Source organism: Streptomyces yaizuensis, assembly GCF_034961445.1.
Taxonomy (GTDB): domain Bacteria; phylum Actinomycetota; class Actinomycetes; order Streptomycetales; family Streptomycetaceae; genus Streptomyces; species Streptomyces yaizuensis.
The window spans coordinates 123,199-136,927 of sequence record NZ_BSBI01000004.1 but is presented as its reverse complement, the minus strand read 5'-3'; the positions used below and the strand labels follow the sequence as shown (position 1 = coordinate 136,927).

The window sequence follows — 13,729 nt, the reverse complement described above, 5'->3', positions numbered from 1 at the left end:
TCCCCCTGACCGCGCCATCGTTTCGGACAGGGCCGAAACCTTCGCCCGTGTCTCCGCCGAGCGCCAGCATTCAGCCATGTCCCCTCCCTCATTCATTCAGGGGGCGCCTGAAGACACAAACCGACGTCACAGAGACGCACGGGACAACGGGACAACGGGACACAGGGGGAACCATGGGTCACAGGAAGAACAACAGGGCCGGTGCGTCCGGGCGGGCCCCGGGGGCCGGTCCCGGGGGCATGGACCGGCGGACCGTCGTCACCGCGTCGGCCGTCCTGGCCGCCGGGACGCTGTTCGCGGGCGGTCACGACGCACGGGCCCGCAGCGCTCGGGCCACGGGCGGCGTCACCGTACGGCTGCCGGCGCCGACCGGTCCCTACCCGGTCGGGGTCACCACGCTGCGGCTGGTCGATCACCACCGGCGCGACCCGTGGAACGGGAGCTCCGTGCGGGAGGTGATGGTCTCGGTGTTCTACCCGGCCCGCACCGTCGACGGCTTTCCGGTCGCACCGCAGATGACCGCCCTGACGGCAGCGGGGTTCGCGGCGTTCGACCCCGTCCACGTGCACAAGGAGCTGCCCGACAGCGGCGTGGACTGGGCGGCCACGATGACCCACTCCCGTACGAGTGCGCCCGCACGGCCGGTCCGGCGGCCGGTGCTGCTGTACTCCCCCGGAGGCGCCGACCCCCGTACGGTCGGCACCGGCCTCGCCGAGGAACTGGCCGGCCACGGCTGCGCGGTGGTGACCATCGACCATCCCGGCGAGCCCGGCGCGGTCGAGTTCCCCGACGGCCGCGTACGCACGTACGAGCTGCCGGGCATCCCCACGGACCCGCAGGTCTACCGCACGATGCTCGGCACCCGGAGCGCGGACGCGCAGTTCGTCCTGGACCAGCTGACGGCGCTCGCGGCCGGCCGGAATCCGGACGCGGACGCCAGCCCACTGCCCAGGGATCTCGGCCGCGCCCTGGATCTGCGGCGCGTGGGGATGTACGGGCACTCCGCGGGCGGGGCGGCCGCCGCGCAGACGATGTACGAGGACCGGCGTATCGGCGCGGCCGTCAATCTGGAGGGGTATCTGGACTGGCCGCCGGACGGGCCAGGACAGGAGGGCGAGCTGCTCCCGGTCGCCCGGCACGGGGTGGACCGGCCGCTGTCGCTCTTCGGGACCGACGGCTTCCGCGACGCCCGGATCGTACGCACCTGGTCGGCCATGCTCGCCCACCCGGGGGGACGCACCCGCCGGCGGCAGCTCGACGGCGCCTCGCACGGGGTGTTCACCGACTACGCCGCCATGGCGCCCCAGTTGCAGGCCGCCGGGCTGATGTCCGCCGCCGAACGGATCGCGCTGGTCGGCGCGATCGACCCGGCGGATTCGGTGCCCCGGGTGCGCGACCATGTGCGGACCTTCTTCGCCCGGCACCTGCCGCCCCGCTGAGGCCACCGACCGCCGGTTGGCGTGTTCTCACCTCGCGCGGGCAGTACGTACCCGATCACGATCAACACGGACCCGTCCGGCGGAGAGAGGACTTCTTCATGAGTACCAACACGAGTACAAGTACGAGTACGAACGGCAGTGACGGCGGGAGCGGCGGAGGGGCTGCTCGTACGGCGGCGGGGGCGGCCATCGCCCACCGCACCATCGGCACCGGCCCGCACCGGGTGCTGGTCCTCCACGACTGGTTCGCCACGGCGGCGCACTGGGGCTCGTTCCTCGGGCTCCTCGACACCGACGCCTTCACCTACGCGTTCCTGGACTTCCGGGGCTACGGCGACCGCAAGGACGTCGCCGGCCGCTACGACGTACCCGAGATCGCCGACGACGCCCTGGCCCTCGCCGACCAGCTGGGCTGGGACGGCTTCTCGGTGGTCGGCCTCTCCATGGGCGGCAAGGTCGCCCAGCAGGTCCTGGCGAAGGCACCCGGCCGCGTCCGGCGGCTGGCGGGCATCGCCCCCGTGCCGGCCTCCCCGTACCCCATGGACGGGGCGACCCGCGATCTCTTCTACGGCGCGGCGACGGACCCGGCGCGGCGGCGGGCCATTCTCGACCAGGTCACCGGGTTGCGGGCGAGCGGGCGGTGGCTGGACGGGATGGTGCGGACCTCCCTGGAGGACTCCCGGGAGGAGGCGTTCGCCTCGTACCTGGCGAGCTGGCAGACGCTGGATCTGGTGGACACGCTCATCGGCAGCGAACTCCCGGTGCTGGTCGTCGCCGGTGAGTACGATCTCGCGCTCACTCCCGATCTGATGCGTGCCACCTGGCTGGCCTGGTACCCGAACGCGACGCTCAGCGTCCTCTCCGGCGCCGGCCACTATCCCCCGCAGGAGACGCCGGTGGCGCTGCTGACGGTCCTGGAGGACTTCCTGCGGGGGTGAGTCGGGGCGACCCGGTGGGGCGGGCGGCCGGTCGGGGGACCCCGGGTCAGCGGTCCGCGACCGTGACGCCCAGGGCCTGCGCGAACATCGGCGCGAGGTCGAGCAGTTGGACGCTGTCGATGGTGGCGCCCCGCAGCGCTTCGTACCCGTCGGCGATCCCGAGCGCCGCCGCTCCCCGCAGGTCGACCTTGCTCAGCCGCGCCCCGCCCAGCCGTACGCCGTCGAGGGTCGAGCCGGGGAAGGTCACCCCGGCCAGGGTCGCGCCGCCGAGGTCGACGTCGCGCAGGAGGCAGTCCACGAACGCGACGTCCCGCAGCGTGGTGGAGCGCAGGTTCACCGAGTCGAACTTGCAGTGGAAGAAGGTCACCCGGCGCAGTTGGGCGCTGAACGCCTCCACCCCCGCCAGGGCGGCCGAGATGATCTCCGCGTCCAGCCAGTCGGTCTCGGCGAGGTCGGTCCCGACCCAGCGGACGGAGTGCAGCCAGACGTCGTTGAACCGGGCCCGGCGCATACGGCCGCCGGCGAAGGTCACGGAGGAGAGGACGGATTCGGTGAAGCGGGCGCCGCCGGCGTCGGTGTCCTCGAAGGTGTTCCCGTCGGCGTGGACGGTGTCGTAGTCGCCCTCCCGTACCGGGTCGTCCCGCAGCGGTTCCAGATGGTGCGCGTAGGGGAGGTCGGCGAGTTCACGGGGGACGGGTACGGGTACGCGTCGTACGGGCATGGCGGGCCTCGGATTCCAGTGACGGGCGGACGGGCGGACAGGCGGAGGGGCGGACACACGGGCTGGCGGGTACGCAGGGTACGCGACCGCGCGGGCCCGGGAGCGGGCCCGCGCGGTCGTGCCGGTCACCCACGGCCGGGGCCGGGGGTCCGGGGCACGGTCACCTCTCGGCGCGCCCCCACACCCCGGTCGCCGCCGCCTCCTTCACGTACTCCTCGAAGGAGCGCGGCTCCCGGCCCAGGCACTCGCGTACCCCGGTGCTGAGGTAGTCGTCCTCACCCCGGCCGATGCCGTCGAGGTAGCCGGCGACGGCCTCGGCGTCCCGCGCGCTGTAGCCGGCGGCGACCAGGTCGGCGGCGTAGGCGTCCGGGGCCCGGTGGCGGTGGACGACCGGGCGGCCGATCGCGTCGCCGATGAGGCCGAGGGCCTCGCCGAAGGTCAGCGCGCGCGGGCCGGACAGCTCGTACACCCTGCCGTGGTGGCCCTCGCCGGTGAGCGCGGCGACCACCACGCCGGCGATGTCCGCCACGTCGACGAACGGTTCGCGGCCCTCGCCCGCCGGGGTCGTCAGGACTCCGTCGGCCACGCCCGCGAGGAAGAAGTCCGGTGCCTCGAAGTCCTGCGAGAACCAACAGGGCCGCACCATGGTCCACTCCAGTCCCGACGCGCGGACGGCGGCCTCCGTCTCCGGCACGCCCCCGCCGGTGTCGATGCCGCGTACGGAGAGCTGGACGATGCGGCGGACCCCGGCGGCCGCGGCCCGCGCGGCGAACTCGGCGCGTTCGGCGAGCCCCAGGGTCTCGGTCGGCACCAGATAGGCGGCGGCGACCCCGGCGAGGGCCGGGTCCCAGGTGGTGCGGTCGTCCCAGTCGAAGCGGGTGGTGCCGGAACGGGAGGCGGAGCGGACGGTGTGGCCGAGGGCCTTCAGGAGGGGAACGACGCGGCGGCCGGTCTTGCCGGTGGCGCCCAGAACCAGGATCTCTGTCATGGACATCAGTCAACCTGCGTGGAATCGGACGTTCCATGGTTGAAAAGGCCGATTACCTGTGTGATCGTCCCGGGGTGGATCTTCTCGATGACTATCTGACCGGTGTCCGGGCCCAGGGGGCGGCGTTCTGCAACGCCGTGAGCACCCCGCCCTGGGGGCTGCGGTTCACCGATCCCGCGCCGCTCGCGCTCGGCGCCCTGGCACGCGGCAGCGGCTGGCTGCTGACGGAGGGCGCCGACCCGGTACGGCTGGAGCAGGGGGACATCGCCCTCGTCCGCACGGCGTCCCCGTTCACCGTCGCCGACCGGCCGGACAGCGAACCACGGGTGTACGTCGACGGCGCCAACCGGTGCGTACTCACCGGCGGCCCCACGCGGGAGGGCGACGGGCGGACCTGGCGGATCACGGCGCGTACCGTCGGCGAGACCACGGATCCCGGCGGCACGGATCTTCTCCTGACGGCCGGTTACCGGGTCGGCAGCGATCTGAGCGGACCGCTGCTCGACGCCCTGCCGCCGGTCGCTGTCGTCCGGCCGGATCCGGGCCTGGCGGCGCTGCTCGACCTGATCGCCACCGAGGTGGAGCACGAGGAACCGGGCCAGCAGGTGGTGCTGGACCGCTTCCTCGACCTGCTGCTCGTCCGTGTCCTGCGGTCGTGGTTCGCCCGCGCGGACGCCACTCCGCCGCCGGGCTACCGGGCCCTCGCCGACCCGGAGATCGGTCATGTCCTGCGCCGCCTCCACGAGGACCCCGCCCATCCGTGGACCGTGGCCCTGCTGGCGACCGAGGCGGGCATGTCCCGTACGGCCTTCGCCCGCCGCTTCACCGCCCTCGTGGGACGGCCGCCGCTGACCTACCTCACCGAGTGGCGCATGACCCTCGCCGCCGAACGCCTCCGGGCGCCCGGCGCCACCGTCACCACGGTCGCCAGGGCGGTCGGTTACGCGGACGGCTTCGCCTTCAGCGCGGCCTTCAAACGCGTCCGGGGCGTCAGCCCGTCCGCCCACCGCGCCGCCGTGACCACGGCCGGAACCGGAACCGGGACCACGGCCGGAACCGGAACCGGAGCCGGGGCCGCGGGCATGACCGCGGGCATGCGTACGGGCTGACCCGCCTCGACCAGCTCGGTCCCCCGGTAGACCAGTCGGTGGCCCCGCCCTCGAACCAGCGGATGGAGCCCGCGCTCACCCCGCGGGGAAGAGGTGCAGGGGCGTCAGATCGAACCCCGCGACCCGCGCGGCCTCCGGCACCCGCGCGGGCCGGGCCGCCAAGATGGGTGTCGGCATGTATGGACCGGCCGCGCCCTGTGACGGAGGCTGTCCCGGTGGGCGGCTCGGAGCAACAGACAGCGAGCAGCAGACAGCGAGCGACAAGCAACAAGCAGCATGAGATGTGAGAACCGGGCAGCTGGAGACAGCGGATGAGGGACAGGGAGACTGACGGCGGTGTCGTTGTTCTGGCGGATCTTCTCGATGAACGCCGCCGTCCTCGTCGTGGCCGCCGTCCTGCTGCTCGGCCCCTGGGTCACCGTCTCCTCCCCCGTCGTGCTGCGGGAGGCCCTGGTCGTCATCGCCGGTGTGCTCTGCATGCTCGTCGCCAACGGGCTGCTGCTGCGGGTCGGACTCGCCCCGCTCCAGCGGCTCTCCCGGGCCATGGCCTCCGCCGACCTGCTGCGCCCCGGCGGTCGGCCGGAGGTCACCGGGCACGGTGAGGTGGCGGAGCTGATCGAGACGTTCAACACCATGCTGGAACGGCTGGAGACCGAACGCGCCACGAGCAGCGCCCGGGTGGTCAGCGCCCAGGAGGCCGAACGCCACCGCGTCGCCCGGGAGCTGCACGACGAGGTCGGGCAGACCCTCACCGCCGTCCTGCTCCAGTTGAAGCGGCTCGCCGACACCGCGCCGGACGAACTGCGCGACGGGCTGCGCACGGCGCAGGAGACCACCCGCGACAGCCTGGACGAGATCCGGCGGATCGCCCGCCGGCTGCGCCCCGGGGTCCTGGACGACCTGGGGCTCGTGAGCGCGCTGCGGGCCCTGCTCGACGAGTTCGCGGCGCCCGGGATCACCGTACGGCACCACTTCGGCCCGGGGCTGCCGCCGCTCGGCCACGAGGCGGAGCTGGCGGTCTACCGCGTGGCGCAGGAGGGGCTGACCAACGCCGTACGGCACGCGGACGCCTCCCGGATCGAGCTGTGGCTGCGCCGCGCCGCCGACGGTGACGCGGAACTCGTCGAAGTCGTCGAACTCGTCATCGAGGACGACGGGCACGGCCTCCGGGGTGCCGACGAGGGCTTCGGCATGCGGGGCATGCGGGAGCGCGCGCTGCTGGTCGGGGCGCGGTTCCTCGTGGAGTCCGGTGCCGGCCGCGCGAAAAGTACGGACGGCGCAGGCGGCACGGATGGCAGGGACGGCACAGGCGGCGCGGACGGCACGGGTGGCACCACCGTACGGCTGCTCGTCCCGGTGGAGAGGGAATCCCGATGACGACGACACCCCCCGTCCGTGTGCTGCTCGCCGACGACCACGCCCTCCTCCGGCAGGGCGTACGGCTGATCCTGGACGCGGAACCGGACCTGACGGTGGTCGCCGAGGCGGGTGACGGCGCGGAGGCCGTGGCGACGGCCCGGAGCGTGCCCGTGGACCTGGCGGTCCTGGACATCGCCATGCCCCGGCTCACCGGTCTCCAGGCCGCCCGCGAACTCTCCAGGATCCAGCCCGGCCTGCGGATCCTCATCCTCACCATGTACGACAACGACCAGTACTTCTTCGAGGCCCTGCGGGTGGGGGCCTGCGGCTATGTGCTGAAGTCCGTCGCCGACCGCGATCTGGTCGCCGCCTGCCGGGCGGCGGTGCGCGACCAGCCGTTCATCTATCCGGGGACGGAGACCACCCTGATCCGCAAGTACCTGGACCGCGCCCGGCAGGGGCTGCCCCTGCCGGAGAAGGCGATCACCGCCAGGGAAGAGGAGATCCTGAAGCTGGTCGCCGAGGGGCACAGCTCGAAGGAGATCGGCGAGATCCTCGTCATCAGCGCCAAGACCGTGGAGCGGCACCGCGCCAACCTGCTCCAGAAGCTGGGGCTGCGCGACCGGCTCGCGCTCACCCGTTACGCGATCAGGGTCGGCCTGATCGAACCGTAGCTCCACCTCCCCCCACCGCTCCGAAGCACCTGTCAGCCGCCCCGCCGGGCGGCTGCTTCGCCGCGCCCGATTCCGGCACCGAGACCACCACGCAAAGCACACAACACACGAGACACAGAGAAGGATCAGGGAGAACGTGAACAGCCACGCGGCAGAGCCCGAACCCGGGCGCAGACAGCTGCCGGAACGCCATCACCCGTTGCTCGGACAGGGGACGGGGGCCCGCGCCATCGCCGCCGGGCTCGCGCTCGTGATGTCCCTGTCGGGCCTGTACGGAGCCGAGCAGGCGCTCGCCGCCCCGGTGACGGCCGGCGCCGGCGACGGGCGGGGCACCCCGGAGCCGCCCACCACGGCCGCCGACATACCCTCCGCCCGGGTGGCCGCCCGGCTCGCGGGCCAGCGGGTCGAAGCGCTGTCGGAGCGTACGGAGACCTCCACCACCTGGGTGAACAAGGACAGTTCGCTGACCAGTGAACTGTCGGCCGGTCCGGTCCGGTTCGAGGACGGCGCCGGCAGCTGGCGCGCGGTCGACCTCGATCTGGTCGAGAGCGCCGACGGCTCGGTCCGGCCCCGGGCGCACCCCGAGGGGCTGACCCTCGCGGGCGGCACCGGAGTCCCGGCCGCTTCGCTGCGGGCCGCGCGGTCGTCGGCGGCGACGGATCTGGTGACCCTCGGCGAGGGCGACGAGCGGATCACCCTCCAGTGGAAGGGCGGGCTGCCCGCGCCGAAGCTGAGGGGGACCCGGGCCGAGTACACGGACGCCGTGCCGGGCGCGGATGTGGTGGTCGAGGCCACCCGTACCGGGTTCGAGCAGTTCGTCGAGATCAAGCAGCGGCCCGCCACCGCCGGGTACACCTACACCCTGCCGCTGAAGGCGAAGGGCCTGACGGCGAAGCCGCAGCCCGACGGCAGTGTGCTGTTCACCGACCGGAAGAACCACACGAGCGCGGTCATGCCCGCGCCAATCATGTGGGACGCGACCGTCGACAAGGTCTCCGGCGAGCACACCCGCCGGGTCCCCGTCGCGATGGAGGTGGTGCGGCGCGAGGGCTCGATCGACCTCGTCGTCACGCCGGACGCGGACTTCCTCGCGGACCCGGAGACGAAGTACCCGGTGACGGTGGACCCCTCCACGTCGGCGCTGTCGAACGTCTTCGACACCTACGTGCAGCAGGGCGAGACCCGCGACTGGTCCACGGACACCGAGCTGGACCTCGGCAACCCGGGCACGAAGAACGCCGACGGCACCCCCCGTACCGCGCGTTCGTTCATCTCGTGGAACACGACGCCGGTCCAGGACGCGCTGGTGACGAGCGCGAAGCTGTCCCTGTGGAACTTCCACTCGGGGAACACGGACTGCAAGGCGTACCCGTGGGAGGTGTGGTCCACCGGGGCCGCGTCGACCTCCTCGCGGTGGACCGCGCAGCCCGCGTGGACCGCGAAGAAGGCCACGTCGACCCAGACTCGGGGGAATCCCGCGTGTACGGCGGCGCCGGACGGCTGGATCGAGGCCGATGTCGCCACCCTGGTGCAGGAGTGGGCGTCCGCGAAGGCGACCCGGGGGCACATGGGTCTGCGGGCCACCAGTGAGACGGTGACGGCGCAGTGGAAGCGGGTCAACTCCGCGAACGCCGCGACGAACCCGCCGAAGCTGACGGTCACGTACAACTACCGGCCCCGGACCGGCACCAAGCAGGAGGCCGGTCCGCCGTACTTCTCCTACGGCGGCGCCTACACCGTCAACACCCTCACCCCCACCCTGCGCGACACCTTCGTGGACGCCAACGGGGACCAGGTCAACGGCACCTTCCAGATCTTCGACAGCGCGACCAACGCACAGGTCGGCAATGTGATCGTGTCGAAGTACGTGCCCAGTGGGCAGCCCGCCTCGGTGACCGTCCCGGCGGGGGTCCTCACGAACGGCAAGACGTACAAGTTCCGCACCAACCCCTATGACGGGGTGCACTACAACACGGGCTGGTCGGCGTGGAAGACGTTCACCGTCGACACGGCCGCCCCCTCCGCGCCCACCGCCATCGGCTCGACCGACTACCCGGCCGGGCAGTGGGTCAAGGGCGCCGGACAGCCCGGTGTCTTCACCGTCACCCCCAGCGGCACCGACCACAACTGGCTGGAGTGGTCGCTCGACGGCGTGACCTGGACCAAGGTCCCCACCGGCGGCACCGCCGGAGCGAAGAACCTCACCCTCACCCCGCCCAAGGACGGCACCCACACCCTCCAGGTCCGCTCGGTCGACAAGGCCGACAACAAGTCCGAGCCGGTCGAGCACACCTTCCACGCCGGACCCGGCGGATTCGTCCAGCCCGCCGAGGGCGAGCGCACCGCACGCCGGCTGACCCTCGCGGCCGAGGCCGACGGCACCAAGTACGACGCCGTCGCCTTCTCCTGGCGCCGCTCCGAGGCCGACCCCTGGACGGCGATCCCCACCGGCCATGTGACCTCCGGCGGCAGCCCGGTCACCGCCTGGCCCGTCCCGCTGACGAGTGGCCGCAACGCGCCGCTGGTCTGGAACGCGACCGACACCGTCGACCCCGACGGCACCGTCCAGATCAAGGCCGACTTCACGGGCACCGGCAGCGGCAGCACCCAGCCCCTCACGGTCGTCGTCGACCGCAACGCCTCCGGCGCCGCCACGGACACCGTCGGCCCCGGCTCGGTGAACCTGCTCACCGGCGACTACACCCTCTCCGCCACCGACGCCTCCGCGTTCGATCTCGCCCTCACCCGTACCGCCTCCTCCCGCACCCCCGACAAGGGCGCCCGGCAGGAGGGCCAGGCCGCGATCTTCGGCCCGGAGTGGGTGGCCGGCACGGCGGCCGAACTGACGGACTCCGACTTCTCGCATCTGCGCCGGGTCTCGGACACGGCCGTCGCGGTGGTCGACGCCGAGGGCGAGGAGACCCACTTCACCGCCGACGCCGCGCGGAAGAAGTGGATCCCCGAGCCCGGTTCGGAGGATCTGACGCTCACGGGCGCCGTCTCCGGATCCTTCACGCTCACGGACACCGAGGGCACCGTCACCGAGTTCACGAAGTCCGACGCGACGGCGACGACCTGGCAGGTCTCCAGCACCCTGCTGGACGGCCTCGCCAACTCCGCGACCACCGTCGTCTCCGAGACCGTGACCGTCGACGGGAAGAAGCTGGCCCGCCCCAGACGGGTCATCGCCCCCACCTCGGCCGCCACGGCCGCCGCCTGCACGGCGACGCCCGCCACCCGGGGCTGCCGCGCGCTGGAGTTCGTCTACGCGAACACCACCACCGCCACCGGCACCGCCCACGGCGACTACACCGGCCGGGTCAGGGAGATCCGGCTCTGGTCGACCGCGCCCGGCGCGACCGCCGCCACCGCGCAGCCCGTGCAGGTGTACGCGTACGACGGGAACGGGCGGCTGCGCGAGGCGTGGAACCCGAAGATCTCCCCGGCGCAGAAGTCGGTGTACGGGTACGACACGGCGGGCCGGGTCACTTCCTTCGCGCCGCCCGGGGAACTGCCCTGGAGCTTCACCTACGGCAGGGCCGGGAACGCGGCCACCGCCGGTGACGGCATGCTGCTGAAGGCGTCCCGCTCCGGTCTGAAGCAGGGCAGCGCCGACACCGAGGAGGGCACCGCGTCCACCTCGCTCGTGTACGACGTGCCGCTGACCGGCGCCCGGGCCCCGTACCGGATGGGCGACGGGGACGTGGCCGGCTGGGGGCAGACGGACACGCCCACCGACGCCACCGCGGTCCTGCCCGCCGACGCGGTGCCGGCCTCCCACTCGGGTGCCGCGCTGAACGCGGGCGACTACCGGCGGGCCGATGTGCACTACCTCGGCGCCTCCGGCCGCGAGACCAACGCGGTGAGCCCCGGCGGGCACATCACCACCACCGAGTACGACCGTTTCGGCAACACGGTCCGTGAGCTGACCGCCGCGAACCGCGCCGTCGCCCTCGGTCTGACCGCCGCCGACCGGGCCGTCCAGGCGGACCTGGGCATCGGCGCGCTCGGCACGGCGGAACGCGCGGCCCTGCTGGCGACGCGTTCCGTGTACGACGAGGCGGGCACGCGCAAGACGGAGGAGTTCGGCCCGCTGCGGCGCGTCGACCTGACCGCCGACCTCGTGTCGGGGCCGACCGCCCTCGTACCGTCCGGCACGTCGGTGACCGCGCGTTCGTGGACGGTCAACGCGTACGACCAGGGCCGTCCCACCGACGGCACCGCCAAGGTGAAGGACCAGGTCACCCGGGTCACCACGGGCGCGCAGGTGCGTGAGCACCCCACCGTGCACGGTGAGCGGCGGGTGACGCGGACCGACTACGACTGGGCGAAGGGCCAGCCGTCCAGGACGGTCCAGGACCCGGACGGGCTCGCGATCACGACGAGCACCGAGTACGACGGGCAGGGCCGGGTGGTCCGGCAGCTGCTGCCCGGCGCCACCGGCACCGACGCGGCGACCCGGGTCACCGCGTACTGGTCCGCGACCGGCACCGGCGCCTGCCAGGGCCGCCCGGAGTGGGCCGACCTGCTCTGCTCCACCGGCCCGGCCGGTGCGATCACCGGCGGCGGCTCGAACCCGGCGAACCTGCCGACCACCACCACCGAGTACGACTGGTGGGGCAACCCGGCGAAGGTCACGGAGACGGCGAACGGCGTCACCCGCACCACCACGACCACCTACGACGAAGCGGGCCGGCAGACCAGGACCGCGATCACCGGCGGCGTGGGGCAGGCGGCGCCCGAGTCCGTCACCGAGTACGACCCGGCGTCGGGGCAGGCCGTCCGGACGGTGTCGCCGACCGGCGGGACCATCACGCGGGCGTACGACCGCCTCGGCCGGCAGATCGCGTACACCGACGCCGACGGCGGCACCACCCGGACCGAGTACGACCTGCTCGGGCGGCCGGTGAAGGTCACCGACTCGGTGCCGTCGACCGTGACCCACACCTACGACCACGCCGCCGAGCCGCGCGGTCTGGCCACCACCGTCACCGACTCGGTCGCGGGCGCCTTCCGGGCCACGTACGACGCGGACGGGTCGGTCGCCGAGGAGAAGCTGCCCGGCGGCTACACCCTGCGGCAGACCGAGGACACCACCGGCGCCACCGTCGGCCGCGTCTACACCCGGGACGGCGACGGCACGACCGTCTACGCGGACTCGACCACCGAGTCCGTCCACGGCCAGGTCACCGGCCACAGCGGCTGGTCGGACCAGACCTACCGGTACGACGCGACCGGGCGGCTCACCGGCGTGGACGACACCTGGAACACGCAGTGCTCCCGGCGCGGCTACACCTTCGACGCCCGGACCAACCGCACCGCGCTGACCAGCGCCACCGGCACACCGGGCGCGGACTGCCCCACAAGCGGAGGGACCACCACCCGGCACACCTACGACAGCGCCGACCGGATCGTGGACGCCGGGTACGCGTACGACGCGTTCGGCCGGACCACGGCGGTCCCCGGCAACGGGACCATCGGCTACTACGCCCACGACCTCGTCCACCGCCAGACCGTGGGCGGCCAGCGGCAGACCTGGCAGCTGGACGCCGCGCAGCGGTTCCGCTCCTGGACGGTCGAGACGGGCTCCGGCACCACCTGGACCCGTACGGCCGCGAAGGTGAACCACTACGACGGCGACGGCGACAACCCGCGCTGGATCGTCGAGGACACCACCACCGGCGCGCTGACCCGCATGGTCGAGTCCGCGTCCGGCGACCTCGCCGCCACCACCGGGAAGAGCGGCGACACCGTGCTCCACCTCACCACCGTCCACGGCGGTGTGGCGCTCCAGCTGCCGCTGTCCGGGGGCGCGGCGCCCGTGGCGCTGGAGAGCGACGAGTACGGCAATCCGCGCGCCGGGCAGGACGCGACCCGCTACGGCTGGCTGGGCGGCAAGCAGCGCTCCAGCGAGACCCTGAGCGGGCTGACCCTGATGGGCGTACGGCTCTACCACGCGGCCACCGGCCGGTTCCTCTCCGTCGACCCGGTGTACGGCGGCGGCGCCAACGCGTACGAGTACGTCAACGGCGATCCGCTGAACCGTTACGACCTCGACGGCAAGCGGTGGAGCTGGAAGAAGGTGAAGCGCGGCTTCCAGCGGGCGAAGCGCCATGTCCGCAAGAACTGGCGCACGTACGCCGGGTACGGCGCGACCGCCGCCTGCATCGTCGCTTCGGCGGGTACCTGTGCCGTCGCCTCGGTCGCCGTCTTCGCGGCCACGTCGGCGGCGGACGTCCGGCGGCACGGCTGGCGCAAGTCCCGGGGGTCGATCGCGCGGAACGCGGCCTGGACCGCGTTCGGCGTCGGCGCCGGGCGCTTCGCCGCCGGCTCCTGGTGGAAGTCCAGCCGGGGCTTCTCCAGGGGCGGCCGGCACGCGGCCGGGCGCAGCAGCCACGCGAAGCGCTTCTCGTACCGGCGGACCGGCCTGAACTACGCGGCCAACGCGTGGACGGGGACGCTCACCTGCGGAATGAGCTGGAAGATGCGTTACTGCTGAGC

General features: G+C 73.1%; 8 protein-coding genes. 6 read left to right on the top strand and 2 right to left on the bottom strand.

The genetic code is table 11. The annotated features are described in order from the left end of the window. Positions 1-173 precede the first annotated feature (173 nt). Together SYYSPA8_RS11635 and SYYSPA8_RS11630 are read left to right on the top strand one after the other, a co-directional pair. Positions 174-1,439 carry an alpha/beta hydrolase gene (locus SYYSPA8_RS11635; protein WP_323447015.1) on the top strand — a complete coding sequence of 422 codons (1,266 nt, stop codon included), beginning with the start codon at positions 174-176 and terminating at the stop codon, positions 1,437-1,439. A 98-nt stretch (positions 1,440-1,537) separates the two neighbouring features. After that, positions 1,538-2,377, top strand: a complete 840-nt coding sequence (locus tag SYYSPA8_RS11630; RefSeq protein ID WP_323447014.1) for an alpha/beta fold hydrolase — start codon at positions 1,538-1,540, stop codon at positions 2,375-2,377. 46 nt (positions 2,378-2,423) lie between these two features. Here the strand turns inward: SYYSPA8_RS11630 and SYYSPA8_RS11625 are convergent, their stop codons facing one another. After that, positions 2,424-3,098 (bottom strand): pentapeptide repeat-containing protein, encoded by a 675-nt coding sequence (locus SYYSPA8_RS11625; RefSeq protein WP_323447013.1) that lies wholly within the window; start codon positions 3,096-3,098, stop codon positions 2,424-2,426. A gap of 160 nt (positions 3,099-3,258) precedes the next feature. Beyond that, positions 3,259-4,086 (bottom strand): NAD(P)H-binding protein, encoded by an 828-nt coding sequence (locus SYYSPA8_RS11620; protein ID WP_323447012.1) that lies wholly within the window; start codon positions 4,084-4,086, stop codon positions 3,259-3,261. Between the two features lie 74 nt (positions 4,087-4,160). On the opposite strand from SYYSPA8_RS11620, the gene SYYSPA8_RS11615 reads away from it, so the two are divergent. The 4 genes from SYYSPA8_RS11615 (at position 4,161) to SYYSPA8_RS11600 (ending at position 13,727) form a co-directional block, all read left to right on the top strand. Then, positions 4,161-5,195, top strand: a complete 1,035-nt coding sequence (locus tag SYYSPA8_RS11615) for an AraC family transcriptional regulator (RefSeq protein WP_323447011.1) — start codon at positions 4,161-4,163, stop codon at positions 5,193-5,195. 336 nt (positions 5,196-5,531) lie between these two features. Beyond that, entirely contained in the window at positions 5,532-6,572 is a 1,041-nt protein-coding gene (locus SYYSPA8_RS11610) for a HAMP domain-containing sensor histidine kinase (RefSeq protein WP_323447010.1), read from the top strand. Beyond that, positions 6,569-7,228: a response regulator transcription factor gene (locus SYYSPA8_RS11605; protein ID WP_323447009.1), complete on the top strand. Its 660-nt coding sequence runs from the start codon at positions 6,569-6,571 to the stop codon at positions 7,226-7,228. Before SYYSPA8_RS11610 ends, SYYSPA8_RS11605 begins: the two co-directional genes overlap by 4 nt. 253 nt (positions 7,229-7,481) lie before the next feature. Continuing rightward, positions 7,482-13,727: a DNRLRE domain-containing protein gene (locus SYYSPA8_RS11600; RefSeq protein WP_323447380.1), complete on the top strand. Its 6,246-nt coding sequence runs from the start codon at positions 7,482-7,484 to the stop codon at positions 13,725-13,727. The last annotated feature ends 2 nt before the right edge of the window (positions 13,728-13,729 follow it).